Origin of the sequence: Gemmobacter denitrificans (genome assembly GCF_036964905.1) — a bacterium.
GTDB lineage: Bacteria > Pseudomonadota > Alphaproteobacteria > Rhodobacterales > Rhodobacteraceae > Gemmobacter > Gemmobacter denitrificans.
Genome location: NZ_JBALHR010000012.1, coordinates 87381 through 113746, shown reverse-complemented (window position 1 = coordinate 113746; position 26366 = coordinate 87381). Strand labels below are relative to the sequence as shown.

The window sequence follows — 26366 nt, the reverse complement described above, 5'->3', positions numbered from 1 at the left end:
CTCAGCATCACAACAAAGGCCGCCTGACCATGACCTCAGGCCATCCAGTAATTTACACCAGATTGACGGACGTGACCGCTGAGGTTAACCCCGGCCTGACGGACAACCAGAGCGAAATCTGCACTGTCCGGCGATGCCCGACATGGCATGTCGCCCACGGGCCAGACGCCGCAGGGTGCGGGGCGCGATCAAGGGGGCAGGAACGCATCATGGCCACCAAGTACATTCCCCTTTTTCTTCAGCATGCCGCCACCCCGCGGATCGAGGCTTTCGCGGCGCTGGCAGGGCTTGAGGCCGCCGTGCGGGGGACGCTGATTTCCGTCATGCCGCTGGTGGTCTATGATGTGGTGAAAGATGCCGCGATCGTCAGCCGCATCTATTTCATTGCCGGGATTGCGGCGCTGATCTGGGGGCTATTGATCCCCTGGGCCACCCGCACCCTGCCGCGGCGCTGGATGTATACGCTGGGCTGCGCGCTGTATCTGGTGGCCATGGCACTGGCGGTTCACGGCAGTGCGATCACTGTTCCGCTGGCGCTGATCTGTTCGGCCTTGGCCACGGCGACCTGCTTTGCCTGTTTCAACGCCTATGTGCTGGATTATGTCGCCCGGGCCGATCTGGGGCGGACCCAGAGCCTGCAGATGTTCTATGCGGCTGCGCCCTGGGCCGTGGGGCCGATGCTGGGCGTCTGGTTGCGCAGCCTGTGGGAGCCCTTGCCCTTTCTTGTGGCCGGAACCTTCGCTGTCGCGCTCTGTGCGGTCTTCTGGGTGTTGCGCATGGGGAATGGCAAACAGATCCAGAAAGCCAAGGGGCCCGCTGTCAATCCGCTGGCCTATCTGGGCCGGTTTTTCCGGCAGCCCCGGCTGATTGCCGGCTGGCTGTTCGCCGTGCTGCGCAGTTGTGGCTGGTGGGTCTATGTCGTCTATCTGCCGATCTTCTGCATCGAGGCGGGGCTGGGCGACAAGGTTGGCGGGGTGGCGTTGTCGCTGTCAAACGCCTTGCTTTTTGTCACGCCGATGCTGCTGCGGCTGGTGCATCGCACCTCGGTCCGGTTCGCGGTGCGTGGGGCATTTGCGCTGTGCATGGTGTTGTTCTGCGCTGCCGGGCTGTTGTCACACTGGCCATGGGTGACAGTGATTTGCCTGATGGCCGGGTCTTTCGGGCTGGTGATGCTGGATACCGCCGGGGGGCTGCCCTTCATGATGTCGGTCAAGCCTTCGGAACGGGTCGAGATGGCTGCGGTCTATTCCAGCTTCCGCGATGTTTCGGGCATCATGACCCCCGGCGCGGCCTATATCGTGCTGCTGTTCGCCCCTTTGGCTGGGGTATTCACCGCCAGCGGGTTGGGCTTTGTCGCGGCTTGGTTCATGGCCGGGCAATTGCATCCCCGCCTCGGGGTCAAGCGACCATCCCGAGGCGGGGCATAAGGTCTGCCGGGGGCCATCCGGCAGACCGCTCTCACTCTGGCAAGATCAGTCCAGCAGCCGGCGCGCTATGACCTGCGCCTGAATCTCCGCCGCACCTTCGAAGATGTTCAGGATGCGGGCATCGCACAGGATGCGGCTGATCTGATATTCCAGCGCGAAACCGTTGCCGCCATGGATCTGCAGCGCATTGTCAGCCGAGGCCCAGGCAACGCGGGCCCCCAGTAGCTTGGCCATGCCCGCCTCAAGATCGCAGCGCTTGTCATGGTCTTTCTGCCAGGCGCTGAAATAGGTGAGCTGGCGTGCGATCATGATTTCTACTGCCATCATCGCCAGTTTGCCCGCAACGCGCGGAAACTCGATCAGCGCCTTGCCGAACTGCTTGCGGTCTTCGGCATATTTCATGCCGGTTTCCAGCGCAGATTGCGCCACGCCAATGGCGCGGGCGGCGGTCTGGATGCGGGCGGATTCAAAGGTCTGCATCAATTGCTTGAAGCCTTGGCCTTCGACCCCGCCAAGAAGGTTTTCACCTTTCACCTTGAACCCGTCAAAGCCCAGTTCGTATTCCTTCATCCCGCGATAGCCCAGCACTTCGATCTCGCCGCCCGTCATGCCCGGGGTGGGGAAGGGGGTGTCGTCAGTGCCCGGGGTCTTTTCGGCCAGGAACATCGACAGGCCGCGATAATCGGTCGTGTTCGGATCGGTGCGGGCGAGCAGCGTCATCACATGGGTGCGGGCGGCATGGGTGATCCATGTCTTGTTCCCCGTCACTTCCCAATCGTCCCCCACCTTCACCGCGCGGGTGCGCAGGGAGCCGAGGTCAGACCCGGTATTGGGTTCGGTGAAAACGGCGGTCGGCAGGATTTCACCGCTGGCCAGCTTGGGCAGCCACTGCGCCTTTTGCTCTGCCGTGCCGCCGCAGAGGATCAGTTCGGCGGCAATCTCGCTGCGGGTGCCAAGGCTGCCCACGCCGATATAGCCGCGCGACAATTCTTCGGACACCACCACCATCGAGGCTTTGGACAGACCGAACCCACCGAATTCTTCGGGGATTGTCAGGCCGAACACGCCCATTTCTGCCAGTTGTTCGATGATCTCCATCGGGATCAGCTCATCCTTCAGGTGCCAGCCATGGGCATGGGGGATGACCTGTTCATCGGCAAAACGGCGGAACTGATCGCGGATCATTTCCAGCTCTTCATCCAGACCCGAGGCACCAAAGGTTGCCCGGCCCTGATTGTCCCGCATCAAGGCAACCAGCGCCATGCGGGCCGCATTGGTATTGCCTTCCGCCATCAGCTGATGGGCGGCTGGGCCCGGTGTCCAGGTCAGGCCAAGATCTGACAGGCGGGCGGTTTCATTCTGCGACATGGGCATGCCGCCCGCGATCTGCGACAGGTATTCGCCAAAGCCGATCTGCAGGATCAGCCCCTCCATCGCGCCAAACTGGCCCTGTTCGGCCAGCCGCCCGGCCCAGGCGTCCAACTGGCGCAGGCTTTCGGTATAGGTTGCCAGCCAGGACAGGGCATGGGCGGCGAACTGGTGTTCCTCCAGTGCCGCGGCCGAAATCTTGCCGCCGACAGTGACCCGCCCCCGCAGCGCCTCGCGCGCTTGCGCGAACAGGGTTTCCACTTCGGGCAGGGCAGCGGCGGTCAGGCCGGTCAGATCGGCGATGAGAGGCTGGTGGGGCACGGCTTGACCATCATGCGGCATGGCGATTCCTCGGGCTTCTGCAGTTGCGAAAGGGGTAATCCTTTTGCAGTTGCAGCGCAACAAGATTTCAAACAGCATGGCGCATTCGTATCAATATGTCGCTGCCGTTTAGGGCTTGCCCTGCATTGGTCAAGGGTTCAATCAGGGAAAAAAGCGGAGACTGCGATGGAATTCTGGATGGCGGGCACCAGCCCGATGGCATTTGCATTGGCCCTTGCCGTCACGCTGTTTGCAGGCTTTGTGAAGGGTGCCATCGGCTTTGCCATGCCGATGATCATGATTTCGGCCTTTTCCAGCTTTCTGCCCCCCGAAACCGCGCTGGCCGGGCTGATCCTGCCCACTGTTGTCGCCAATCTGGGGCAGGCCTTCCGGCAGGGGGTGGCACCTGCCCTGGCCACGATCCGCCGGTATTGGCGCACGATCAGTGCCACGATCATCTTCATCGTGATTTCGGCGCAATTCGTGCGGGTCATTCCGCAGGATCTGTTCCTGTTCGCCCTGGGTGCCCCGATCACGTTGTTCGCGGCAGCGCAGTTGATGGGCGCGAGCCTTGCGCTGAAGCTGCAGCACCGCAATCGCGCCGAATGGGCGCTTGGGGTGATCGCCGGGCTTTATGGCGGGATTTCGGGGGTCTGGGGGCCGCCGCTGCTGGTGTTCCTGCTGTCGATCGGGGCCGACAAGGTGGAGACGGTGCGGGTGCAGGGCGTGGTCTTCCTGATCGGGGCGGTGGTTCTGACCACGGCGCATCTGCAATCGGGCGTATTGAATGCCGAAACGGTGCCGTTTTCGCTGGCCCTTGTGCTGCCCAGCCTGATCGGCATGGCGCTTGGCCAATGGGTGCAGGACCGGCTGGATCAACTGCGGTTTCGCCGCTGGACCCAAGCCCTGCTGGTGCTGACCGGTCTGAACCTGATGCGGCGGGCCGTGGGGCTTTGACCCCGCACCGCCCGCCGCCATGGATCATGCCAGGATGAAGTCGCTGGCGTCGATGCTGGAAAGCCGGGTGTCGCGCAGCAGGATATCCAGCGGGCCCGCATCTATGCGGACATCTGCCCCGATCTGCACGGCTGCCGCCAGAACCTGCGCGGCCGAACTGAACAGCCCCTCCAGCCGCAGCAGATCCCGTTCATTGGCCGCATGGTTGAAATCTTCGATCACAGCCAGACCAGTTTGCCCGGCGGCAAAAACGAAGGTGTCATTGCCATGCCCGCCATTCAGCCGGTCATTGCCGCCGCCACCCTTCAGCACATCGGCATGTTCAGCGCCATAGAGCGTGTCATTCCCGCCCCCGCCCGACAGGGTGTCGATGCCGCGCCCGCCATGCAGCAGATCGGCCCCTGCGCCACCGGAAACCATGTCGTTTCCGGCCTGACCAAAGGCGAAGGCCCCCGAAATCACATCATTCCCGGCCCCGCCTTGGGTTGCAGCGGAAAAGCCCAGATCCTGATCGAACCACTGGAACAAGGACGGGGTTTCATCTTCCAGCCGGTCGCCCTGCACCGAATAATCGCGGGTAAAAGCCCCCAGCAGCCCGGTATTCTGGAATTGCACCTTTTCGATGCCGCTGGCGATCTTGAGCCCATGGGCCGCCGACCAGAAGGCCAGATTGCCATCATTGAGCTTCATCACCCGCCAATCATTGTTCGATCCTGACAGGTGCAGCATATCCTGCCCGGTGCCGCCTGCGATGACGTCGAACCCCTGGCCGGTGCGGAAGGTGTCATTGCCCGTGCGGCCTTCGAGATAGTCATTGCCGCGATTGCCGGACAGAAGATCATCAAAGTCGCTGCCGATGACGAAAGCCGGTGCCCCGACATGGTTGGAGGCCAGTGTGGCCTTGTCTTCGACCCAGGTCGTGCCACGGCTGAGCGCGGAAAGGTTGGAGACCACCACCACGCTGTCGCGATCGGTCAGGTCATAGAATTCCGATCCGGCAATACGGTCCAGCGCATCGGTAAAGACCCCGCCCACATGCGCCCCCCAACCGCCAATGACATTCAGGATGGAGAAGGGTCCGAAGGGAAACAGCGACGAGGCGTAGATGTCGTCGAACAGGATGATATTGTCGGTGGAAGAGACAAGGTTGTAATCCTGCCCGGTCAGGAAGGGCAGGGTGGGCAGGGCGGCCTCGAGAAAGCTCGCCCAATCGCCTGCTGCGCGGTGAACGACATCGTTTTCATACCCCACGTTCAGAACGCGGTCATTGTCTTCGTACATCAGCGGGCCGTCATGGCCGATATAGACCGAATCCGCGAAGAACCCACCGGCAAGGCTATCGGCGAAACGCGCCATCACATTGGTCATCGCCCCGCCCAGCGAATAGCCGGTCACGATGACATCTTCGCCGGTCAGGCCGTAGGATGCCGCAAGGGCTGCGACAGCAGATAACAGCGGCTCCATCTCGGCGCTGATCGTGCCATCGTTCAGCTGAAGATAGTCCAGCACATCGACCGGTGAATTGGTGCCGGTAAAGGCCAGGGACAAGCGGGTCACCGCACCGTTGGCATCGGTTTCAGCCAGGATCTTCAACTGTGGACCGGTCCAGGTCGTGCCGGTCAGCGGGCTGGGGATGGTGTAGAAGCCATCCCGGTCCAGCGCCGCATTGGTAAGACCCAGTTCAACCGGGGCGACTTCGCGCCAGCCCGATGGCAGGGACGAGGTCAGCGTGCTGGGCAGGGTGCCGGGGGGCAATACCGAACCGACGGTGTTGATCAGATCCCGGATCGGCACACCGACAAAGGGGCCAAGCTGCGAATAGGTGGCCAGATCATGCGAAAGCAGCGTCAGAGCCGCCGATTCCGCTGCAGAATAGTCCTGATACTCAAACATACCCACGGGCGCATTCCTCCTGATTGCGTCACAAGGGGGCGGCGCTGCTGTGGCTCCAAGGTCCCCCCGGGCGCAGTAAACACAGGGCTGCGGGGGGTAGGTCAGATAACGTCGGGGAATATAGTGACGTTACGCTGCGTATAATTGAAATTTAATTGCGTGGTAAAAACTTGTGTGCACAACTTTTGGGCGATCAGCGCAATGAAAAACGCCACCCCGGTCGGGGTGGCGCAAAGCTGTCAACCCGCAGGCATCAGCCGATGGCGGCGGCCTTAACGTCTTCGTCGATATGCGCGACATATTGGCCGAAATTGTCGGCAAACATCGTCACCAGCTTTTTCGCCTGCGCGTCATAGGCGGCCTTGTCGGCCCAGGTGTCGCGCGGGTTCAGCAGGGTAGCATCAACGCCCGGCACGGCGACCGGCACTTCAAAGCCGAAGTTCGGGTCCTTGCGGAACTCGACCTTGCCGAGCGAGCCGTCCAGCGCCGCTGTCAGCAGGGCGCGGGTGGCCTTGATCGGCATGCGCTTGCCGGTGCCATGGGCGCCACCAGTCCAGCCGGTGTTGACCAGCCAGCATTCGGCGCCGAACTGCGCAATCTTCTCCTGCAGCAGCTTGCCATAAACCTCGGGGCGGCGCGGCATGAAGGGGGCACCGAAGCAGGTGGAGAAGGTGGGCGTCGGTTCCGTCACCCCACGTTCGGTGCCCGGCGTCTTGGACGTGAAGCCGGACAGGAAGTGATACATCGCCTGCGCAGGGGTCAGCCGCGCGATGGGCGGCAGCACGCCAAAGGCGTCACAGGTCAGCATGATCACGTTCTTGGGCGTGCCGCCCAGACCGGTGGGCGAGGCGTTCGAGATGTAATCCAGCGGATAGGCGCAACGCATGTTCTGCGTCAGGCTGGCATCGTCGAAATCCAGCTCCAGCGTTTCGGGGTGATAGACCATGTTTTCGATCACGGTGCCGAATTTGGAGGTGGTGGCAAAGATTTCCGGCTCGGCCTCGGCCGACAGGTTGATCGTCTTGGCGTAGCAGCCACCTTCAAAGTTGAAGATGCCCTGATCCGACCAGCCATGTTCGTCATCGCCGATCAGGATGCGCGAGGGATCGGCCGACAACGTGGTCTTGCCGGTGCCCGACAGGCCGAAGAACACCGCCGCATCGGCCGGGTTGCCAATGGCGTGGTTGGCCGAACAATGCATGGGCATGATACCCTTGCCGGGCAGAATATAGTTCAGCAGGGTGAAGACCGATTTCTTGTTTTCACCTGCGTATTGGGTATTCGCGATCAGGATCAGCTTCTTGTCGAAATTGAGCGCGATCACCGTTTCGGTCCGGCAACCGTGGCGGGCCGGATCGGCCTTGAAGCTGGGGCAGTTGATGATGGTGAATTCCGGCACGAAGCTGTCCAGTTCCTCGCGCGCCGGGCGGCGCAGCAGGTGACGGATGAACAGGCCATGCCATGCCAGTTCGGTCACCACGCGCACGTCCAGCCGATGGGCCGGATCGGCCCCGGCGAACAGATCCTGCACGAAGTAGTCGCCGCCCTTCATGTGTTCCAGCATGTCGGCATGCAGGCGATCAAACGCGTCGGGCGCCATGGGGGCGTTGTTTTCCCACCAGATCGTGTTTTCCACCGATGGGGTGCGCACCACGAACTTGTCTTTCGGAGAACGGCCGGTGAACTGGCCGGTGGTGCAGAGGAATGCACCGCCCTTGCCCAGCTTGCCTTCGCCGCGCGACACCGCCGCTTCGACCAGCGCCGGTTCGATATCGTTGTAATAGACGTTGCCCAGGCCGATGATGCCTTGCGTTTCAAGGGTATGGCTGGGGTTCACGCGTCCATTTGTCATTGTGCAAGCTCCCGGTGCCGCAATGCGGCGTCAATCTGGGTTCAAATCGGCATCCCGGGCCTAGGGATACCGGCCGACCCCGGTGCGAAGGGACGACACGCGCCCTATAACATGAGGATTTCGTGACGGAACAGCAGACATTTTTGCAGTTAGCGCAACCATCCGGGGTTTAGCGCAATCATCTTGCGCGGGGTTCCGCCGGGTGAGGCAAATTAGCCATTCCTTCAGCCTTTTCGCTTGTCCTGAACAGAGCGAGTCAAGCCGATTCGCAGATAGAGGTTGATTCTTCGCGTGAGAAAACAGAGAATGTTCACAAAACCAGAACAATGAGCAGCACAGGAAAACCGCACATGTCGAGGATCGCCCTTGTGGACGACGACAGGAATATCCTGACGTCGGTTTCCATGACGCTTGAGGCCGAAGGCTTCGAGGTCGAAACCTATAATGACGGGCAAAGCGCCCTTGATGCCTTCAATCGCCGCCTGCCCGACATGGCCGTGCTGGACATCAAGATGCCACGGATGGACGGGATGGACCTGCTGCAGCGCCTGCGGCAGAAAACCACCATGCCGGTGATCTTCCTCACGTCGAAGGATGATGAGATCGACGAAGTGCTGGGCCTGCGAATGGGGGCCGACGATTATGTCAAGAAGCCCTTCAGCCAGCGCCTGCTGGTCGAACGCATTCGGGCGCTCTTGCGTCGGCAGGATGCGATCTCGACCGGTGAGGTCGCGGTGACCGAAGAAACCAAGATCATGGAGCGGGGCAATCTGCGGATGGATCCGCTGCGCCATGCCGTGACCTGGAAGGGCCAGGACGTTTCGCTGACCGTGACGGAATTCCTGCTGCTGCAGGCCCTGGCGCAGCGCCCCGGTTTCGTGAAATCGCGCGATCAGCTGATGGATGTGGCCTATGACGATCAGGTCTATGTCGATGACCGCACGATCGACAGCCATATCAAGCGCCTGCGCAAGAAGATGCGGACGGCTGATGCAGAGTTCTCGGCCATCGAAACCCTGTATGGTATCGGTTATCGTTACAACGAAGAATGATGCCCGATGACCGTGGCGCAGCAGATCAGGATGGATGAGCGCAAGGCACAGCCCCGCAATGGCGAGGTGTTGCTGGGCGAGGATTGGGTCAGCCCCGAGGCATTGGCCGAACAGGAACTGCGCGCCGGACGCGGGCGGCGCGGTCTTGTTGCGCTGAACCATTCTCCGCTAGCCCGGAAGATTGTCATCTTCAACATGATGGCCATCGTGATCATGGTGGCGGGGGTCCTGTTTCTGAACCCGTTCCGTGACAGTCTGGTCATCCAGCGCGAACAGGGTCTTGTCACCGAGGCGGAGCTTGCCGCCGATGTTCTGGCTGCCAAAATGGCCAGCATGATGCCCGAGGCCGCGGTGGAAGGGCTGCGTATCGGCCCGGGTGTCACGCTGCATGTGTTTGATGCCAGCGGTCAGGTTGTTGCCGAAGCGCGCGGTGGGCCACGGCAGGCCCTAGGGGAAGAGCGCACGACCATCATCACTGATTTCCTCAACCTCGTCTGGGATGCGGTATCCGGTGTGCTGACGTCGGGCCGGAGCGCCGAAGGGCCGGCGGATGGCGTGGCCTTGGCGCAGGATATCATCGCGCGGGCGCAGGCGGGCGAAACCGCCATAAAGACGACACGCGGCCCTGAAGGCGGCACCATATTTACCGTCGCAACTCCGATCGGCGCGTCAACCGGCCCGCTGGGTGTGGTTGCGCTGACCTCTGCAGAAGGCGAGATTGACCGCTTGGTGCGGCACGAACGCGAACAGGTGCTGCAGATGTTCGTGATCGCCCTGCTGGTGTCGATCGGGCTCAGCCTCGTGCTGGCCTCTACCATCGCCAACCCGCTCAGCGATCTGGCGGCGGCGGCCGAACTGGGGCAGGACAGGGACGCGCGGCGGATGTCGCCCGGTCGGGTCAGGATCCCGGACCTGACGGCCCGCCCCGATGAAATCGGGCGGCTGTCGGTGGCAATGCGGGGCATGGTGGCGGCACTGTATGACCGGATTGACGCCAATGAACAATTCGCCGCCGATGTGGCGCATGAGATCAAGAACCCGCTTGCCAGCCTGCGGTCGGCAGTCGCCTCGTTGCATGTGGCCAAGCGCGATGACCAGCGCGCCCGCCTGCTGGAAGTGATCGATCACGATGTGCGGCGGCTAGATCGTCTGGTCAGCGATATTTCGAATGCTTCGCGGCTGGACAGCGAACTGGTGAAGGAAGAGGAAGAAGAGTTCAATCTTCTGAAAACGCTTGCCAATCTGTCCGAATATCTGGGGCAGCAGGCGTCGGAAAAGGGCGTTGAGTTCATCACCGACCTGCCGGTCGATCCCATCGTGATCCGCGGGTTGGAGGGGCGTCTGGCGCAGGTCTTCGTCAACCTGATCACCAATGCGATTTCCTTCTGCGAACAGGGCGATGCCGTGCGGGTCTGGGCGCGCAAGCGGGACAACCGTGTACTGGTCGTGGTCGAGGATACCGGCCCCGGCATACCTGAACAGGCGCTGACCAAGGTGTTCAAACGGTTTTACTCCGAACGGCCTCAGGGGGATTTCGGCAATCATTCGGGCCTTGGCCTTGCGATCTCAAAACAGATTGTCGAGGCCCATGGCGGGGTGATCTGGGCCGAAAACATCCGTCCGACCCATGCCGATGTCACCTCGGAACCACTGGGTGCCCGTTTCGTTGTTGGCCTTCCGGTCTGATTGCGGTGCCGCTGCTGCATGCCAGTTGTGTGGCACTTGAGGGGCGTGGTCTGCTGATCCTTGGGCGCGCAGGGGCCGGAAAGTCCGGCCTCGCGCTGCATCTGATGGCGCTTGGCTGCCAACTTGTGGCCGATGATCAGGTGGACCTGACCCGCGTCGGGGCCGAGGTATTCGCGACCGTGCCCGGCCGTCTGCACGGGTTGATCGAGGCGCGCGGTCTGGGACTGATACGGGCCGAACCCTGCGCGCGGGCCAAGATTGACCTCGTGATCGATCTGGACCGGACCGAACCTGATCGTCTGCCGCCGAAACGTGAAATCCTGATCTGCGAATGTCCTTTGCCGCTTGTCTTGCGCGGGGATGCGGCCCATTTTCCCTATGGAGTGCTGCAACTTCTGCGTGGAGGGCGTCATGCTTGACGGCGGATCGGAACGGAGAGCCGGGGCGGATCGCGCCGAGCATCGTCTGGTGATGATCACCGGGCCGTCGGGGGCGGGCCGTTCAACGGCGATCAATGCGCTGGAAGATCTGGGCTATGAGGCGATCGACAATCTGCCGCTCAGTCTGGTGCCCCGATTGATGGACGGGCCTCCGCTGGGCCGCCCCATCGCGCTTGGCATTGATGTCCGCAACCGGGATTTCAGCGCGACGGCGTTGATCGAAATGGTCGATCTGCTGGAAGCTGATCCCCGGGTCACCCTGAACCTGCTCTATCTGGATTGCGCGCCCAATGAACTGATCCGGCGCTATTCGGAAACCCGGCGGCGGCATCCTCTGGCCGAGGCGGAAAGCCCGGCCGAGGGGATCGCCCGGGAAATCGACCTGTTGGCACCGATCCGGGTGCGGGCCGATCATCTGATCGACACCACGGAAATGTCGCCCCACGATCTGAAGGCCGATATCGTGGGGTGGTTTCAGTCAGAGGGCACGCCCAGGCTGGCCGTGTCGGTGCAAAGCTTCAGCTACAAGCGTGGGGTGCCGCGCGGGCTGGACATGATCTTTGATTGCCGGTTTCTCGACAATCCGCATTGGGTGCCGGCCCTGCGACCGCTGGACGGTCGTGATTCTCGTGTCGCGCAGCATGTGACTGCAGATCCGAATTTCCCTGAGTTCAGCCAAAGATTGCGCGATTTGCTTCTTTTTCTGCTTCCGGCCCATGAAGCCGAGGGCAAGGCCCATCTCTGCATCGGCTTTGGCTGTACCGGCGGGCAACACAGATCGGTTGCAGTTGCAGAAATCATGGGTAACGCGCTTGCAGAAGCGGGCTGGTCGGTGTCAAAACGACATCGGGAACTTGAACGCAGGTCAGCGGCAGCGCGACCTTTGGGATCTGGGTGATCTGGGTTTGATCGGGATCGTGATCGTTGCGCATGGCGGTCTGGCGCGGGAATATCTGTCCGCGGTAGAGCATGTTGTCGGCAAGCAGGCCGGCATGGCAGCCATTGCCATTGCGGATGAACATGACCGCGCCGCGAAGTCGCTGGAAATCGCGGCTGCCGCAGATGCGGTGGATCATGGCGATGGCGTTGTTGTGGTGACTGACATGTTTGGAGGCTCACCCTCCAATCTGTCCTTGCCTGCCTGCACGGTGCGCAACCGCCGCATTCTTTATGGGGCCAACCTGCCCATGCTCATCAAGCTGACCAAATCGCGCGAACTGCCGCTGGCGGATGCGGTGGCACTGGCGCTGGATGCCGGGCGCAAGTATATCAACAGCCTGGATTTGGGTGGTGAACCGGTTGTCAGACCGGAGGGGCAGGAATGACGAGCAAAAGCTTGCGCATCGTGAACGAGAAGGGGCTGCATGCCCGCGCCTCGGCCCGATTTGTGGAATGTGTGGAACGGTTTGACGCCCAGGCAGAAGTGACCAAGGACGGAATGACCGTGTCAGGCGATTCCATCATGGGATTGTTGATGCTGGGGGCGTCGATCGGCACCTCGATCGATGTGGCCACCAGCGGGGCAGAGGCAGAGGCGCTTGCCACGGCGCTCGAGGCCCTCGTGGCCAACCGGTTCGGGGAAGAGCGGTGAATATACTCCGCAACGAGGCCGCGCCCCCGCCTGCAGGCCGTCAGTATGACATGCGCCGTCTGTCCTATGCGGGCACCTTCAGCCATCCGGTCAAGGCAGGCGCGATCCGCGCTCTGGAATGGGTGACGGCGAAGATCACCCTGCTGCGGTTGATCCGCAAGTTCGAGGCTTCCGGTGCGCCGTTCGGCGTGCCGTTCTGGCCCAAGGCGATCCGCACCATGGGCATCGACATCCAGACGCCGGATGAAGAAATCGCCCGCATCCCGGCCAGTGGCCCTGTGGTACTGGTGGCCAATCATCCGCACGGATTGGTGGATGGCATGGTCATGGCCGAAATCGTTTCGCGTGTTCGGCCCGATTTCAAGATCCTGACCCGGTCGCTGCTGACCGGCATCCCTGAAATCGAAGAATTCATGATCCCGGTGCCCTTCCCGCATGAGGAAAACGCGCGGGAACTGGGTTTGCAGATGCGCAATGAAACCATGGCCCATCTGAAGCGCGGCGGGCTTATCATCCTTTTCCCGGCGGGCAAGGTCGCCATGTCCGAAGGCTGGTGGGGGCCGGCGGTCGAAGGGGAATGGAACGTCTTTACGCACAAGATGGTCCGCACTTCGGGCGCGACCATTGTGCCGATGCGCTTTACCGGCCAGAACAGCCGGGCCTTCCAGATCGCCAATCAACTGTCCGACACGCTGCGGCAGGGATTGCTGCTGTATGAAATCAAGCGTGCCCTGTTCCGGCCGCAGCGCCCGCATATCGGGCAGCCGATCCCGGCATCGGAACTGGACAAATGGGAAGGCAATCCGCGCGGCTTTCTGGCCTGGTTGCGCGATCATACGCTGTCGCTGGGGCGGTGACCCGCCTCAGCGGGTCGGCACCGGGGTTCCGCTGCGATAGTCGTAAAAGCCGCGACCGGATTTGCGGCCCAGCCAACCTGCCTCGACATATTTCGTGAGCAGGGGGCAGGGGCGGTACTTGGTATCGGCCAACCCGTCATGCAGCACGTTCATGATCGCAAGGCAGGTATCCAGACCGATGAAATCCGCCAGTTCCAGCGGGCCCATCGGGTGGTTGGCCCCCAGCTTCATCGATTCATCAATGCTGCGCACACTGCCCACGCCTTCGTACAGCGTATAGACGGCTTCATTGATCATCGGCACCAGAATGCGGTTCACGATGAAGGCCGGGAAATCTTCGGCGCTGGCGGCGGTCTTGCCCAGCCGCGCCACCACCTCCAGCAGCGTCTGGTAGGTGGGTTGGTCGGTGGCAATGCCGCGGATCAGTTCCACCAGCTGCATCACCGGCACCGGGTTCATGAAGTGAAAGCCCATGAAGCGTTCAGGCCGGTCGGTCCGGCTGGCCAGCCGCGTGATCGAGATCGACGAGGTGTTCGAGGTGAGGATCGTTTCCGGCTTCAGATGTGGCAGGAGCGCGTCAAAGATCTTGTTCTTCACCGCTTCGTTTTCCGTTGCCGCCTCGATCACCAGATCGGTCTGGCCCAAATCGGCAAGGCTGGTGGTAGTCCTGATCCGGGCCATGGCCGCCGCCTTGTCTTCAGCGCTGACCTTGCCGCGGCTGACCTGACGTTCCAGATTGCGGTCGATGGTGGCAACGGCACTGTCCAGCGCAGCGGCGTTGATATCGTTCAGCAGGACCTCATAGCCGGACAGGGCGAAGACATGCGCGATCCCGTTACCCATCTGCCCCGCGCCGACAATGCCCACGCTTTCGATTGCCATGTCTTCCCCCCGGGCTGTGTTCTGTGCCGGGAAACCTTATGCGCCGGATCAGGGCCAGTGCAAGGGCGGATCGCGCTTGGGAAATTTGTTTCAAATGTACCGCTTAGGGATTTGGCAAGGCAATTGCTGCACCCTGAGTCGTGGGTGTTGTGACTTATGGGTGGGTGTGATGGCCTATGTCTATCAGGGCGGGGGCGCCCTGGATTATCGCGCGTGCCATTATGGCGCGTCGCGCGTGCAGTTCCGTGGGCCGCAGGCGCGGCTTGACGGAAACCATATTGCGGTTCTGGGGGGAACCGAAACGTATGGCAAATTCATCCCGGCCCCTTGGCCGGACCTTCTGTCCCGACTGACCGGGGCAGAGGTGGCCAATCTTGGTGCGGTCAATGCCGGGGTTGATCTCTATCTGAACGAACCTTCCGTGATGGAAGTGGCGGCGAAGGCGCGTGTGACGGTTGTGCAGGTCATGGGGGCACATAACCTTTCAAACCGCTATTACGCTGTGCATCCGCGTCGCAATGACCGGTTTCTGGGGGCCACACCGCTGTTGCGAACCCTGTTCCGCGAGGCGGATTTCACGGAATACAACTTTACCCGGCATCTGCTGGCCGGGCTGCACAGGATATCCTCCCAGCGATTTGATCGGCTGGCTGAAGAATTGCGGCAGTGCTGGCTGCTCAAGATGCGGATGCTGCTGCAGGAACTGCCGGGGCGCAAGGTATTGCTTTGGTTTGCAGATCAGGCGCCGCGGCCGCGCGAACCCCATGCCAGCCCCGAAGGGGACCCGATGCTGGTGACCCGTGAAATGGTCGATGCGATGCGGCATCTGGTGACGGATTATGTGGAACTGGTGGTCAGCCCGCAGATGCGCCTGACGGGGACAGAGGGCATGATCTTCTCTGCCATGGAGGAACCTGCCGCCCTGTCCTTGCCCGGCCCTTCGGCGCATGAGGAACTGGCAACCGAATTGGCGCGGGTCTTGGCGAGCTGATCATTTCCCGCCATCAGCCAAACAAAAGGGCCGCGCAGATTGCGCGGCCCTTTCGCTTCCCTGCGGCAGGGATCAGAGTTTGCCGGTCAGTTCCGGAACGGCGGTGAAGAGGTCGGCCACCAGACCATAATCGGCCACCTGGAAGATCGGGGCTTCTTCGTCCTTGTTGATGGCAACGATCACCTTGCTGTCTTTCATGCCAGCCAGATGCTGGATCGCGCCAGAGATGCCGACCGCAACATAAAGCGCAGGAGCGACAACCTTGCCGGTCTGGCCAACCTGCCAATCGTTCGGTGCATAACCCGAATCGACGGCGGCACGGCTGGCACCTACCGCAGCACCAAGCTTGTCGGCCAGTTTTTCGATCAGCGCGAAATCGGCTTCCGAACCGACGCCACGGCCCCCCGACACCACGATCTTGGCCGAGGTCAGTTCCGGACGGTCCGAGGCCGCGACCTTGTCTTCCACCCAGGACGACAGATCGGAAGCCTTGGCCGCGACGGCCTCGATGCTGGCCGAACCGCCATTGCCCGCAGCGGCAAAGGCCGCTGTGCGCACGGTAAAGACCTTCTTGGCATCCGAGGATTTCACCGTCTGGATGGCGTTGCCTGCATAGATCGGGCGTTCGAACGTGTCGGCATCGACGATGGCCGTCACGTCCGACAGGACCATCACATCCAGCAGGGCAGCCACGCGCGGCAGCACGTTCTTGGCATAGGCCGTGGCGGCGGCGGCGATGTGGCTGTAGCCACCGGCCAGACCGACGATCAGGTCAGCCAGACCTTCGGCCAGACCATTGCCAGCCTCGTCGGCATGCAGAACCTTGGCCACGCCTTCCAGTTTGGCGGCCTCAGCCGCAGCCGAAGCCGGACCCGACACCAGCAGATGCACGTCGCCCAAAGCCTTGACCGCAGTCACGGTCTTGGCCACTGCGTCAGCGGCCAGAACGCCGCCATTCACGTCAGCAAGCAGAAGAACAGCCATTTCAGATCACCCCCGCTTCGTCTTTCAGTTTCGCGATCAGTTCATCGACCGACCCGACCTTGACACCCGCCTTGCGGCCCGCCGGTTCGGTGGTTTTCACCACAGTCAGGCGCGGGGTGACATCGACGCCGTAATCGGCGGCGGTCTTTTCTTCCAGCGGCTTTTTCTTTGCCTTCATGATATTGGGCAGCGAGGCATAGCGCGGCTCATTCAGACGCAGATCGGCGCTGATCACGGCTGGCAGCTTCACCTTGATGGTCTGCAGGCCGCCATCCACTTCGCGGGTGACGGTGGCATGATCGCCATCGATCGAAACTTCGGAAGCGAAGGCCGCCTGGCTCCAGCCCAGCAGGGCCGAGAGCATCTGACCGGTCGCATTCATGTCATTGTCGATGGCCTGCTTGCCGGTGATCACCAGACCCGGGCCTTCTTCCTTGACGACGGCCGCCAGCAGCTTGGCCACGGCCAGCGGTTCGATGTCGGTATGCACATCGGACGCGGCTTCGATCAGGATGGCGCGGTCTGCCCCCATGGCCAGCGCAGTGCGCAGGGTTTCCTGCGCCTGCTTCACGCCGATGGACACCACCACGATTTCGGAGGCCACGCCCTTTTCCTTCAGCCGGATCGCCTCTTCCACGGCAATCTCGTCAAAGGGGTTCATCGACATCTTCACATTCGCAAGATCGACGCCCGATCCGTCCGCCTTCACGCGGACCTTCACGTTGTAATCAATCACGCGTTTGACAGGCACCAAAACCTTCATCAGCGGCAATCTCCCAGATTCCCGGCCCCGCAAAGGGCCCATTCCAAGCTCTCCGCCGTGTTGTTACCCTTTTCGCACCTGCGAAAACAATCCAAAAGCGACGCGGAAAGGCGTTACGACGCCGCGTCATTGACGCAGCGTCAGGCGCGTTCAGCGGGTCAGGCCCGGCACCCAGAGTACATCGGCCCGCCCGTCATCATTGGCAATCCGGGCCGCGACAAAGAACCAGTCGCTCAGGCGATTCAGGTACTTGACCGCCTCGGCGTTGATTTCCTCCATCGTGGCCAGCTCTACCACAAGCCGTTCGGCACGGCGCGAGACGGTGCGGCACAGGTGCAGATGCGCGGCCAGGGCCGATCCGCCGGGCAAGATGAAACTGCGCAGCGGTTCCAGTCGCGCATTCATGGCGTCGATTTCGGATTCGAGCCGGGCGACCTGGCTGTCCAGTATGCGCAGCGGCACATAGCCCGCCTCGTGATCGCGGGCCATATCGGGGCGGCAGAGGTCGGCACCAAGATCGAACAGGTCATTTTGAATGCGTTGCAGCGCGGCATCCATGTCACCTGTGGCATGCAACCGGGCCAGACCTACCGTGGCATTGGTTTCATCCACCGTGCCATAGGCCGAAACCCGCAGGCTGTGCTTGGCGACCCTTGCGCCATTGCCAAGCGCGGTTTCGCCGGCATCGCCGGTCTTGGTATAGATTTTCGACAGAACGACCATCAGTTTCCTCCGCGTCCGCGCAACCAGGCAAAGGCCACGATCAGGATCACCGCCAGCGCCTGCGCAATGATGCGGTAGCGCATCAGCCGATTGGCGTGCTTGCGGTTGAAATCGCCCCCGGTGGCAAAGCCGCCAAGGCCGATCATCAGGATGACCAGCACCCCGAAGGCCGCCAGCGCGGCAATGATGAACAGCGGGTCATTCAGCAGCATACCGGTGTCTCTCCCTTGGCCTTTCGCCCGATGTAGCGGCTTCGGCGCGAAAGGCCACAGGAAAATCAGCCTTTGGCGATCAGCCAGTCCAGCGCGCGGGTCGGCAGGATGCGCCGGGCCAGCCCCATCAGATGCGTGGCATTGGTCACATAATAGCGGGGCCGGGGCCGGGGGCTTTCGATGGCATGGATCAGCTTGGCCGTCACCGCCGAACAGGGCAGCTCAAATCGGTCGGGCCCGGTTTTCGGTTCATACAGGCGGTGCAGCAGTTTGCGATAGTCTTCGGCACGGGCCGAATTCTGCCAATCGATCCATTTTTCGAAATGCGGGATCGAGTTTTCGCGGATGCGGGTCGGGATCGGGCCGGGTTCGATCAGGATCACATCAATCCCCGTGCCCTGCATTTCGATCCGCAGCACATCGGTCAGGCCTTCCAGTGCGAATTTGGTGCTGACATAGGCCGCGCGCCATTTCATCCCCACCAGCCCAAGAACCGAGGAACAATTCACGATCCGCCCGTGGCCCTGTGCCCGCATGACCGGGATCACCCGGCGTGTCAGATCGTGATAGCCGAACAGGTTGACCTCGAAAATTTCGCGCAGGGCGCCGCGCGGCAGGTCTTCTGCGGCCCCGGGGCAGGCAAAGGCCCCGTTGTTGTACAGCGCGTCGAGCGTGCCGCCGGTGCGTTCCAGCAGGGTGGACAGCGCTTCGGAAATGCTGGCTTCATCGGCATAATCCAGCCGGAAGCTTTCCAGCCCCTCGGCCCGCAGCCTTTCGCAATCGGCCTCCTGGCGGCAGGTGGCGAAAACGCGCCAGCCCCGCGTCTGCAGGCTGCGTGCGGCGTCAAGCCCGATGCCCGAAGATGACCCGGTGATGAGAATGCTGCGCGGGGGTGCCATGGCCTGCTCCGGTTTGTGCCCGCACCGGGATAGGGGCTTTGGGTCGCGCTGGCAACTCTGGCAGTGGCGTCGTGGCGGCTGTCAGGGGGCAGGCGACAGGAACTGCCCCGCAACATAGCCGGTCAGGCCATCGCCTTCGATGCTGATCCGGGCCCAGCCATTGTCTTCGGTCCAGATGACCAGCGCCGCCTCGCCCCGCGTCAGCCGCCCGACCATCGGATATTCGGTCGAAGGGCCTTCGCGCACATTCACCGAGCCGACGGAAATATAGCGGATCTCGCCCGCAGGTTCGGCGGGCTCTGCAATGGCTTGCACCGCATCGGTTGCAACAGACTGATCGGGTTTCACCAAGGGCAGGACCAGCGGCATTTCAGGTTCTGCGGCATAAGCCACCTGCACGACCGGGGGGGCTGCGTGTTCCGGCGCGGGTTGGGCCATGACTATGACCGGTTCGCTTGCCTTGTCACGTGCGTCCGCCAGACCGGGGCGCATCTGGCCGTAATCTCGGCCCCCGATCAGCATTACCAGAAAAAGGCAGGCAGAAAGAAGAACAAGCAAACGCAGCATGGCAGCACCCGGAATCACTAGAATGCCTGTCTTTTATCACGTTGGTTTACGGTTTCGTGAGGAAAGTTCACCAGCTTTTCCCCCTTGCGGGAAATCCGGCTGGACCGGCGCGCGGCGGCGCATTACACCACATCCATGACCGAAAATACCGATGACCCCAAGATCGAGCCCGTGGAAATTGCCGAGCCGCTGCGCCGTGCCATCGGCGAGCGGTATCTGACCTATGCGCTGTCCACGATCATGCACCGCGCCTTGCCGGATGCGCGCGACGGGTTGAAGCCCGTGCATCGCCGGATCCTGTGGGCCATGCGGCGGCTGCGGCTGACACCGACCGGGGGATTTCTGAAATCAGCCAAGATTTCGGGCGATACGATGGGGGATTTTCATCCCCATGGCGACAGCGCGATTTACGACGCGATGGTGCGTCTCGCGCAGGATTTCAACATGCGCTACCCGCTGGTGGACGGGCAGGGCAACTTTGGCAATATCGACGGCGATAATGCGGCTGCCAGCCGCTACACCGAAGCGCGCATCACCGCCCTGACCGAAGCGCTTCTGGAAGGCATCGACGAAACGGCCGTGGACTTCCGTCCCAATTACGATGGCCGTCTTGAAGAGCCGGTGGTGCTGCCCGCCGCCTTCCCCAACCTTCTTGCCAATGGGGCCAGCGGCATCGCCGTGGGCATGGCCACCAACATCCCGCCCCATAACCTGCACGAATTGATCGATGGCTGTCAGGCCCTGATCCAGGATCCCGATCTGCCCGATGAAGACCTGGTCAAGCTGATCCCCGGCCCCGATTTTCCCACCGGCGGCGTGATCGTGGAGCCGCGCGACAGCATTCTGGACACCTATCGTACGGGGCGCGGGGCGATCCGCATGCGGGCGCGCTGGTCGGTCGAGGATCTGGGGCGTGGCGGCTGGCAGATCGTGGTCACCGAAATTCCCTATCAGGTGCAGAAATCCAAGCTGATCGAACGTCTGGCCGAGCTGATCCAGCTGAAGAAGGTGCCTGCGCTGGCCGATGTGCGCGATGAAAGCGCCGCCGATATCCGCATCGTGCTGGAACCCCGGGTGCGCACCATCGACCCCGATATGCTGATGGGGATGCTGTTCAAGAACAGTGATCTGGAACTGCGTTTCAGCCTGAACATGAACGTGCTGATCGATGGACGGGTGCCGCGCGTCTGTTCGCTGCGCGAAGTGCTGCGCGCCTTTCTGGATCACCGCCGCGACGTGCTGCAGCGCCGCACCGCGCATCGGATCGAAAAGATCGACCACAGGCTGGAAATTCTGGAAGGGTTCATCATCACCTTCCTGAATCTGGATCGGGTGATCGACATCATCCGCTATGATGCCGACCCCAAGGCCGCGTTGATGGCCGAAAGCTGGGGCAAGAAGCATCGCCGCGCGACCAGCGAAGACGATTACCAGCCCCCCAAACCGGGCAAGGGCGAATTGTCGGAAGTTCAGGCCGAGGCCATTCTGAACATGCGGCTTCGCTCCTTGCGCAAGTTGGAAGAGCTGGAACTGGTGGCCGAACGGGATGCACTGCGTGATGAACGCGCCGATCTGGCGGCGCTGCTGGCCGATGTCGGCCTGCAATGGGCGCGCATTGCGCGCGATCTGGCCGATGTGCAGCGCCAGTTTGGCAAGGGCACCGAAGCAGGCCGCCGCCGCACCGATTTCGCCGATCTGGCCGAGGTCGAGGAGGTGCCGCTGGAGGCGATGATCGAACGCGAACCGATCACGGTGATCTGTTCGAAAATGGGCTGGATCCGCGCCATGAAGGGCCATGTCGCGCTGGATCAGGAGATGAAGTTCAAGGATGGCGATGAAGGCCGCTTTGTCTTTCATGCCGAAACCACCGACCGGATCGTCGTCGTCGGCGCAAATGGCCGCTTCTACACCCTGATGGGGGCCAACCTGCCTGGCGGGCGCGGCATGGGCGAACCGGTCCGGCTGATGATCGATCTGCCCAATGATGCCGAAATCACCGATCTGATGATCTGGCGTGCCGGTGAAAAGCTGCTGGTGGCTTCAACTGCGGGCGATGGGTTCATCGTGCCGTCAGACGAGGTGCTGGCCCAGACCCGCGCGGGCAAGCAGGTTCTGACGGTGAAAGAGGGCGTCCGTACCGCCCTTTGCCGCCGCGTGACCGGCGATCACGTCGCCGTGGTGGGCGAAAACCGCAAGCTGCTGGTCTTCCCGCTGGCCGATCTGCCGGAAATGGCCAAGGGCAAGGGCGTGCGGCTGCAGAAATACAAGGATGGCGGGCTGTCTGATGCCATCACCTTCACGCTCGCCGATGGCCTGACATGGAAAGACCCGGCGGGCCGCACCCGCACGGAACCCGACCTGACGCAATGGAAGGGCGCCCGCGCCAGTGCAGGGGCAATGGCTCCGCGCGGTTTCCCGCGCGACAACCGGTTCACCTGAACATTTCATGCCCACCCAGCCTTGTGTTTATCGAGGAGAATTTCTGTGTCAAACCTGACCCTCAACCCCAATGCGATCGGCATTGAGTTTCTGTCTTCTTCTGTGCTGGCCGATTTGTTGCTGCTGGATTACACGGCGCGCAACACAACGTTGCTCAGGCTGGAAGAGGACGAGGGGCGTATCGATTTCATCGGCACGGGCTTTACCTATGTCATGAATGGTGACCGCATTGTGGGTATGCCATCCGGGACTGTCAGCCGTATCGAGGTCAGCATTGAGGGAACCAGACTGATGGTTTGGAGCGACCTCAATGTCTCTGCCAAGCAGTTTTTCAACTTTGTCACGACCAGGAACTGGACTGCGCTTGACACGTTGCTGCTTGGCAAGGCCGATACGATCACCCTGAGCAACGGCGAAGATGAGATGCGCGGCTTTGGGGGCAATGATGTCATCCGTGGGCTGGGCAGTGATGATCTTCTGATCGGCGATGCTGGCAAGGACACTCTTTGGGGCGATGCCGGGCGCGACACGCTGAAGGGCGGATCCGGGGCGGATCGCCTGGATGGCGGGACAGGGAACGATACGCTCAGCGGTGGAACGGGGAAAGATCGGCTTTCGGGTGGGGACGGCGCGGATGTCTTTCTGTTCGACAGCGCGCCCAACAGCCGGACCAATGTGGATACCATCACCGATTTCAACGCGGCCTGGGATACGATTGCGCTGGATCGCAGCGCTTTTGCCGGCCTGTCGCGAACGGGCGTGCTGTCTGCCAATGCGTTTGTGGCTGGTAGCCGTGCGACGGACGCCGGGGACCGCGTGATTTACCACAAATCGAGCGGACAGCTGTGGTTCGATGCCGATGGCAATGGGCGCGGTGCCAAGGTTCTGCTGGCAGATCTGGTCGATGGCACTGCCCTGACAGCCGCAGATATCCTGATCCTCTGAACTGTCTATGCCGGGGGGCGGTGCTGCCCCCCGCCCACCTTGGCGCGGCTATTCACCGATCAGCTTGCAATATATGGCCTGCGGTGCGGCCTCCACCTCGCGCAGGGGCGCATCAACCAGCCCGCAATCCAGCAGGTTGTCCTCATGGGCAAAGCGGGCGGAGTAGATGTTGACGTTCAGACCGGGTTCCACCACCAGATCCAGCGGCAGCCCCGCCATGGCGCCACCCAGCGTGACCACCTGATCGCGGGGCCAAAGCGTGAATACCTCATCCCCCAGTGAAACCAGCCCCATGCCATCATCGGCATAGGGCTGACCGGCTTCGGTCGGTTCGCCATAATACATGGCGTTGACCACGACCCTTTCGCCAAGCTCGGTCAGCTTTGCACGGGCGGCATCGGAAAAGCTGACCTGCAACGCCACCTCGGCCTGTGCGGTGCCCGCGGCCAGAACCAGAACCATGGAAAGTGCTTTCATCATCAGTCCTTTCAACAAAAAAGGGGGCCAGCGGCCCCCCTTTGGATCAACGGCTCAGACCGCCTGCCAGATCGGGCATGGCCAGAGTTGAAAACCCGTAATGCCGCAGCCAGCGCAGATCGGCTTCGAAGAAGGCGCGCAGGTCGGGAATGCCGTATTTCAACATGGCCAGACGGTCGATCCCCATGCCAAAGGCAAAGCCCTGCCATTCGTCAGGGTTTACCCCTGCCGCAGCCAGCACCTTGGGATGCACCATGCCGGAGCCGAGGATTTCCATCCACTTGTCGCCTTCGCCGATCTTCAGCTGGCCACCCACGTTGGAATAACGGATATCCACTTCGGCCGAGGGTTCGGTAAAGGGGAAGTGGCTGGCGCGGAACCGCAGTTCCACGCGGTCCACCTCGAAGAAGGCGCGGCAGAATTCCTCCAGCACCCATTTCAGATTGGCCATGCTGATGTCGCGGTCAATGGCCAACCCTTCAACCTGATGGAACATCGGGGTATGGGTCTGGTCCATGTCCATCCGATAGACGCGCCCCGGGGCGATCACACGGATCGGCGCGCCCTTGTCCATCATGGCGCGGATCTGCACCGGGCTGGTATGGGTGCGCAGCACATGCGGCGGGCGGTTGTCACCCTCGGCCCGCGCCATGAAGAACGTGTCATGCTCTTGCCGTGCCGGATGTTCGGGCGGCATGTTCAGCGCGTCGAAATTGTACCAGTCGCTTTCCACCTGCGGCCCTTCGGCCACCGAAAAGCCCATATCGGCAAAGATCGCGGTCAGTTCTTCCATCACCTGGCTGACCGGATGGATGCTGCCCGTTCGGCGCGGCCGGCCCGGCAGGGTGACATCAAGCCATTCGGTTTTCAGCCGCGCCTCCAGCGCCGCATCGGCCAACCCGGCCTTGCGGGCACGCAACGCGGCATCGATCTCGTCCTTGACCAGATTCATCGCGGCGCCCGCAGCCTTGCGCGCCTCGGGCTCCATCTTGCCCAGGCCCGCCATCAGCGCGGAAATCTCGCCCTTCTTGCCAAGCGCAGCCAGCCGGACTTCTTCCAGCGCTGCTTCGTCGGCAGCCTTGGCCACCAGGTCGATATACTTGCCCCGCAGTTCGGTCAGGTCCATGGCACACCTCTGAAGCTTTCGTCCGGGTGCTAACGGGGCAGGGGCCGATTTGCAAGGGCGGCGGCATGCCTTAGCGCGTGGCGGCCCGCCAGACGGAAGGCGCAACCCCGCGCGCCTTGCGAAAGGCGCGGGTCAGGTGGCTGTGATGGGCAAAGCCGCAGGCGGCGGCGACATCGGCCAGCGGTTCGCCCGCGGCAATGAGCGACTCGGCGCGCTCAATGCGCAGCCGCTCCAACGCCTGATGCGGGCTGAACCCGGTCGAGGCGCGGAAGGCGCGCTGGAAATGGAACTCCGACAGGCCTGCCGTCGCCGCCAGATCGGCCAGCCGCAGCGGCTGGTCCAGATCGCTCTGCATGCGCGCACGCACCCGCGCCAGCACCCGCGGTGCCAGCCCGCCGCGCTGACGGTCGAGCGTGCCGCCGCACCATGTCGGCTGGGTCAGCAGCCTGTGCAGCACCTCGGTCAGGGCCTGACGGGCCGCGACAGGGGCCGGGGCCGCTGCGAGTTCAGCCAGACGCGCAGCCAGAACCGGATCATCGGCAAAGGTCACATCGCGCGGGGCCAAACTACTTGGTTGCCGGTCTAGCGTTTCGGCGGCAAAGCCGCGCAGGGCGTCATCGGGGATATACAGGTGCAGAAAGGCAAAGCTGCCACCGATTTCCCAATCCGAACTCGCCCCCTGCGGCATGAGCGAGAGCGCCCCCGGATGGCCGCGCATCCCGCCCCGGTCCAGCCGGGCGCTGTCTTGCCCGCGATGGGTGTAAAGGCTCAGCACATGCTGGCGGGTATCTTCATAGCGCACATGGTCGGTGGCATTGGTCCATTGTGCCAGGGCAAAGCCTTCGCCCAGATCGCGCGCCCAGAGCAGCCGCGCCTGCGACTGGGAAAGACGGTCAAATACGGTGGCGCGGGGCATCTGCATGAGGCGCACCCTAGCAGCCCGGTCGGGGGGTGCAATCGCGGCAGGCGGGATTTGCGCAAGATCGTGCAAGCGTCCCCGCATCCCGGCGGCTATGGCAGGGCGATGAAGGAGACTGCCATGACGCTTGCCCTGTTTGCCGCCACTGTCCTGATCTGGGGCACCACCTGGATCGCCATCGCCTTTCAACTGGGCGAGGTGCCGGTGCTGACATCGGTGTTCTACCGCTTTGCACTGGCGGCGCTGTTGATGCTGCCGGGGCTGGCGCTGGCCGGTCGGCTGGTGCCTGTTGCGTTGCGCCAGCACCGATTCATCCTTCTGCAGGGCATCTGCCTGTTCTCGATGAATTTCATCTGTTTCTACAATGCGACGCGTTTCATCCCGTCCGGTCTGGTGTCGGTGATCTTCTCGTTGGCGACGATCTATAACGCGGTGAATGCGCGGCTGATCTTTGGCGATCGGGTGCATCCGCGCGCTGTCTGGGCCACCTTGCTGGGGGCGGCTGGGTTGGTGCTGCTGTTCGCCCCCGATCTGATGGGGCATGAAATCGACCGCGACACGCTGAAGGGCATGGGGTTGGCCGCGCTTGGCACGCTGTTCTTTTCCTTCGGCAACATGGTGTCGCGGCGCAATTCGTCGGCGGGCATCCCGCCCCTGACGGCCAATGCCTGGGGCATGGCTTATGGCGCGCTGATCCTGCTGGCGATCATGGGCGCGACCGGCACGCCGATGGTGATGCCCGACAGTGCCCGCTATGTCTGGGCGTTGGTCTATCTGTCGGTGGCGGGGTCGGTCGTGGCCTTTACCACCTATCTGATGCTGGTCGCGCGGATCGGGACGGCCAAGGCCGCCTATGCAACGGTCTGCTTTCCGGTGATCGCGCTGATCGCATCGGGCCTGTGGGAGGGCTTTGTCTGGACGCCGCTGGTCGTGGCGGGGCTGGGGCTGACGCTGGCGGGGAATGCGGTGATGTTCGCCCCCCGCCGCGCCTGACC

26 protein-coding genes are annotated in these 26366 nt (G+C 62.4%); 13 read left to right on the top strand and 13 right to left on the bottom strand.

Translation table 11 applies throughout. The features are described from left to right. The first annotated feature begins 209 nt into the window (after window positions 1–209). Entirely contained in the window at window positions 210–1427 is a 1218-nt protein-coding gene (locus tag V6590_RS16725) for an MFS transporter (RefSeq protein WP_335424818.1), read from the top strand. A gap of 45 nt (window positions 1428–1472) precedes the next feature. On the opposite strand, the gene V6590_RS16720 is transcribed toward V6590_RS16725, so the two are convergent. Further along, entirely contained in the window at window positions 1473–3137 is a 1665-nt protein-coding gene (locus V6590_RS16720) for an acyl-CoA dehydrogenase family protein (RefSeq protein ID WP_335424817.1), read from the bottom strand. A gap of 165 nt (window positions 3138–3302) precedes the next feature. On the opposite strand from V6590_RS16720, the gene V6590_RS16715 reads away from it, so the two are divergent. Continuing rightward, the gene (locus V6590_RS16715; protein ID WP_335424816.1) at window positions 3303–4073 is read left to right on the top strand and encodes a sulfite exporter TauE/SafE family protein; all 771 of its coding nucleotides are present in this window, start codon (window positions 3303–3305) and stop codon (window positions 4071–4073) included. A gap of 24 nt (window positions 4074–4097) precedes the next feature. Here V6590_RS16715 and V6590_RS16710 read toward each other — a convergent pair whose 3' ends face one another. Together V6590_RS16710 and V6590_RS16705 are read right to left on the bottom strand one after the other, a co-directional pair. Further along, on the bottom strand, window positions 4098–5966 hold the full coding sequence (locus V6590_RS16710) for a calcium-binding protein (protein ID WP_335424826.1): 1869 nt from the start codon (window positions 5964–5966) through the stop codon (window positions 4098–4100). 253 nt (window positions 5967–6219) lie between these two features. After that, window positions 6220–7818: a phosphoenolpyruvate carboxykinase gene (locus V6590_RS16705; protein WP_335424815.1), complete on the bottom strand. Its 1599-nt coding sequence runs from the start codon at window positions 7816–7818 to the stop codon at window positions 6220–6222. Between the two features lie 350 nt (window positions 7819–8168). Between V6590_RS16705 and V6590_RS16700 the strand changes: the two genes are divergently transcribed. The 7 genes from V6590_RS16700 to V6590_RS16670 are packed head-to-tail and all read left to right on the top strand — an operon-like array spanning window position 8169 to window position 13444. Beyond that, window positions 8169–8870 (top strand): response regulator transcription factor, encoded by a 702-nt coding sequence (locus tag V6590_RS16700; RefSeq protein ID WP_335424814.1) that lies wholly within the window; start codon window positions 8169–8171, stop codon window positions 8868–8870. Window positions 8871–8876: 6 nt separating this feature from the next. After that, window positions 8877–10556: a sensor N-terminal transmembrane domain-containing protein gene (locus V6590_RS16695; RefSeq protein ID WP_335424813.1), complete on the top strand. Its 1680-nt coding sequence runs from the start codon at window positions 8877–8879 to the stop codon at window positions 10554–10556. 5 nt (window positions 10557–10561) lie between these two features. After that, window positions 10562–10975, top strand: coding sequence for an HPr kinase/phosphorylase (locus V6590_RS16690; protein WP_335424812.1), 414 nt, complete (start codon window positions 10562–10564; stop codon window positions 10973–10975). Then, window positions 10968–11894, top strand: coding sequence for an RNase adapter RapZ (gene rapZ / locus V6590_RS16685; protein WP_335424811.1), 927 nt, complete (start codon window positions 10968–10970; stop codon window positions 11892–11894). Before V6590_RS16690 ends, rapZ begins: the two co-directional genes overlap by 8 nt. Before the next feature lie 7 nt (window positions 11895–11901). Then, a complete protein-coding gene (locus V6590_RS16680) occupies window positions 11902–12321 on the top strand; it encodes a PTS sugar transporter subunit IIA (protein ID WP_335424825.1) in 420 nt (139 codons plus the stop codon). After that, window positions 12318–12587: an HPr family phosphocarrier protein gene (locus V6590_RS16675; protein WP_335424810.1), complete on the top strand. Its 270-nt coding sequence runs from the start codon at window positions 12318–12320 to the stop codon at window positions 12585–12587. Before V6590_RS16680 ends, V6590_RS16675 begins: the two co-directional genes overlap by 4 nt. 50 nt (window positions 12588–12637) lie before the next feature. Continuing rightward, a complete protein-coding gene (locus V6590_RS16670) occupies window positions 12638–13444 on the top strand; it encodes a lysophospholipid acyltransferase family protein (RefSeq protein ID WP_335424809.1) in 807 nt (268 codons plus the stop codon). Window positions 13445–13450: 6 nt separating this feature from the next. Here the strand turns inward: V6590_RS16670 and V6590_RS16665 are convergent, their stop codons facing one another. Then, a complete protein-coding gene (locus V6590_RS16665) occupies window positions 13451–14326 on the bottom strand; it encodes a 3-hydroxybutyryl-CoA dehydrogenase (protein WP_335424808.1) in 876 nt (291 codons plus the stop codon). Between the two features lie 169 nt (window positions 14327–14495). On the opposite strand from V6590_RS16665, the gene V6590_RS16660 reads away from it, so the two are divergent. Then, window positions 14496–15317: a DUF6473 family protein gene (locus tag V6590_RS16660; RefSeq protein ID WP_335424807.1), complete on the top strand. Its 822-nt coding sequence runs from the start codon at window positions 14496–14498 to the stop codon at window positions 15315–15317. A 72-nt stretch (window positions 15318–15389) separates the two neighbouring features. On the opposite strand, the gene V6590_RS16655 is transcribed toward V6590_RS16660, so the two are convergent. From V6590_RS16655 to V6590_RS16630, 6 genes are all read right to left on the bottom strand, one after another. After that, window positions 15390–16301, bottom strand: a complete 912-nt coding sequence (locus V6590_RS16655; protein ID WP_335424806.1) for an electron transfer flavoprotein subunit alpha/FixB family protein — start codon at window positions 16299–16301, stop codon at window positions 15390–15392. A 1-nt stretch (window position 16302) separates the two neighbouring features. Then, entirely contained in the window at window positions 16303–17064 is a 762-nt protein-coding gene (locus V6590_RS16650; protein WP_335424805.1) for an electron transfer flavoprotein subunit beta/FixA family protein, read from the bottom strand. Between the two features lie 150 nt (window positions 17065–17214). Further along, window positions 17215–17787, bottom strand: coding sequence for a cob(I)yrinic acid a,c-diamide adenosyltransferase (locus V6590_RS16645; RefSeq protein WP_335424804.1), 573 nt, complete (start codon window positions 17785–17787; stop codon window positions 17215–17217). Continuing rightward, window positions 17787–17996, bottom strand: coding sequence for a twin transmembrane helix small protein (locus tag V6590_RS16640; RefSeq protein ID WP_335424824.1), 210 nt, complete (start codon window positions 17994–17996; stop codon window positions 17787–17789). Before V6590_RS16640 ends, V6590_RS16645 begins: the two co-directional genes overlap by 1 nt. 68 nt (window positions 17997–18064) lie before the next feature. Next, complete coding sequence (locus V6590_RS16635) at window positions 18065–18898, bottom strand: SDR family NAD(P)-dependent oxidoreductase (protein WP_335424803.1); 834 nt, start codon at window positions 18896–18898, stop codon at window positions 18065–18067. Between the two features lie 81 nt (window positions 18899–18979). Next, entirely contained in the window at window positions 18980–19465 is a 486-nt protein-coding gene (locus V6590_RS16630; protein WP_335424802.1) for an SH3 domain-containing protein, read from the bottom strand. 135 nt (window positions 19466–19600) lie between these two features. Between V6590_RS16630 and V6590_RS16625 the strand changes: the two genes are divergently transcribed. Next, window positions 19601–21904: a DNA topoisomerase IV subunit A gene (locus V6590_RS16625; RefSeq protein WP_335424801.1), complete on the top strand. Its 2304-nt coding sequence runs from the start codon at window positions 19601–19603 to the stop codon at window positions 21902–21904. Window positions 21905–21949: 45 nt separating this feature from the next. Next, window positions 21950–22849: a calcium-binding protein gene (locus V6590_RS16620; protein ID WP_335424800.1), complete on the top strand. Its 900-nt coding sequence runs from the start codon at window positions 21950–21952 to the stop codon at window positions 22847–22849. 48 nt (window positions 22850–22897) lie between these two features. Here the strand turns inward: V6590_RS16620 and V6590_RS16615 are convergent, their stop codons facing one another. The 3 genes from V6590_RS16615 to V6590_RS16605 form a co-directional block, all read right to left on the bottom strand. Next, entirely contained in the window at window positions 22898–23329 is a 432-nt protein-coding gene (locus V6590_RS16615; RefSeq protein WP_335424799.1) for a hypothetical protein, read from the bottom strand. A gap of 43 nt (window positions 23330–23372) precedes the next feature. Next, the gene (gene pheS, locus V6590_RS16610) at window positions 23373–24452 is read right to left on the bottom strand and encodes a phenylalanine--tRNA ligase subunit alpha (RefSeq protein WP_335424798.1); all 1080 of its coding nucleotides are present in this window, start codon (window positions 24450–24452) and stop codon (window positions 23373–23375) included. Window positions 24453–24522: 70 nt separating this feature from the next. Further along, the gene (locus V6590_RS16605) at window positions 24523–25374 is read right to left on the bottom strand and encodes an AraC family transcriptional regulator (protein WP_335424797.1); all 852 of its coding nucleotides are present in this window, start codon (window positions 25372–25374) and stop codon (window positions 24523–24525) included. A gap of 117 nt (window positions 25375–25491) precedes the next feature. Here V6590_RS16605 and V6590_RS16600 point away from each other — a divergent pair, with 117 nt between their 5' ends. After that, on the top strand, window positions 25492–26364 hold the full coding sequence (locus tag V6590_RS16600) for a DMT family transporter (RefSeq protein WP_335424796.1): 873 nt from the start codon (window positions 25492–25494) through the stop codon (window positions 26362–26364). Window positions 26365–26366: the final 2 nt, after the last annotated feature.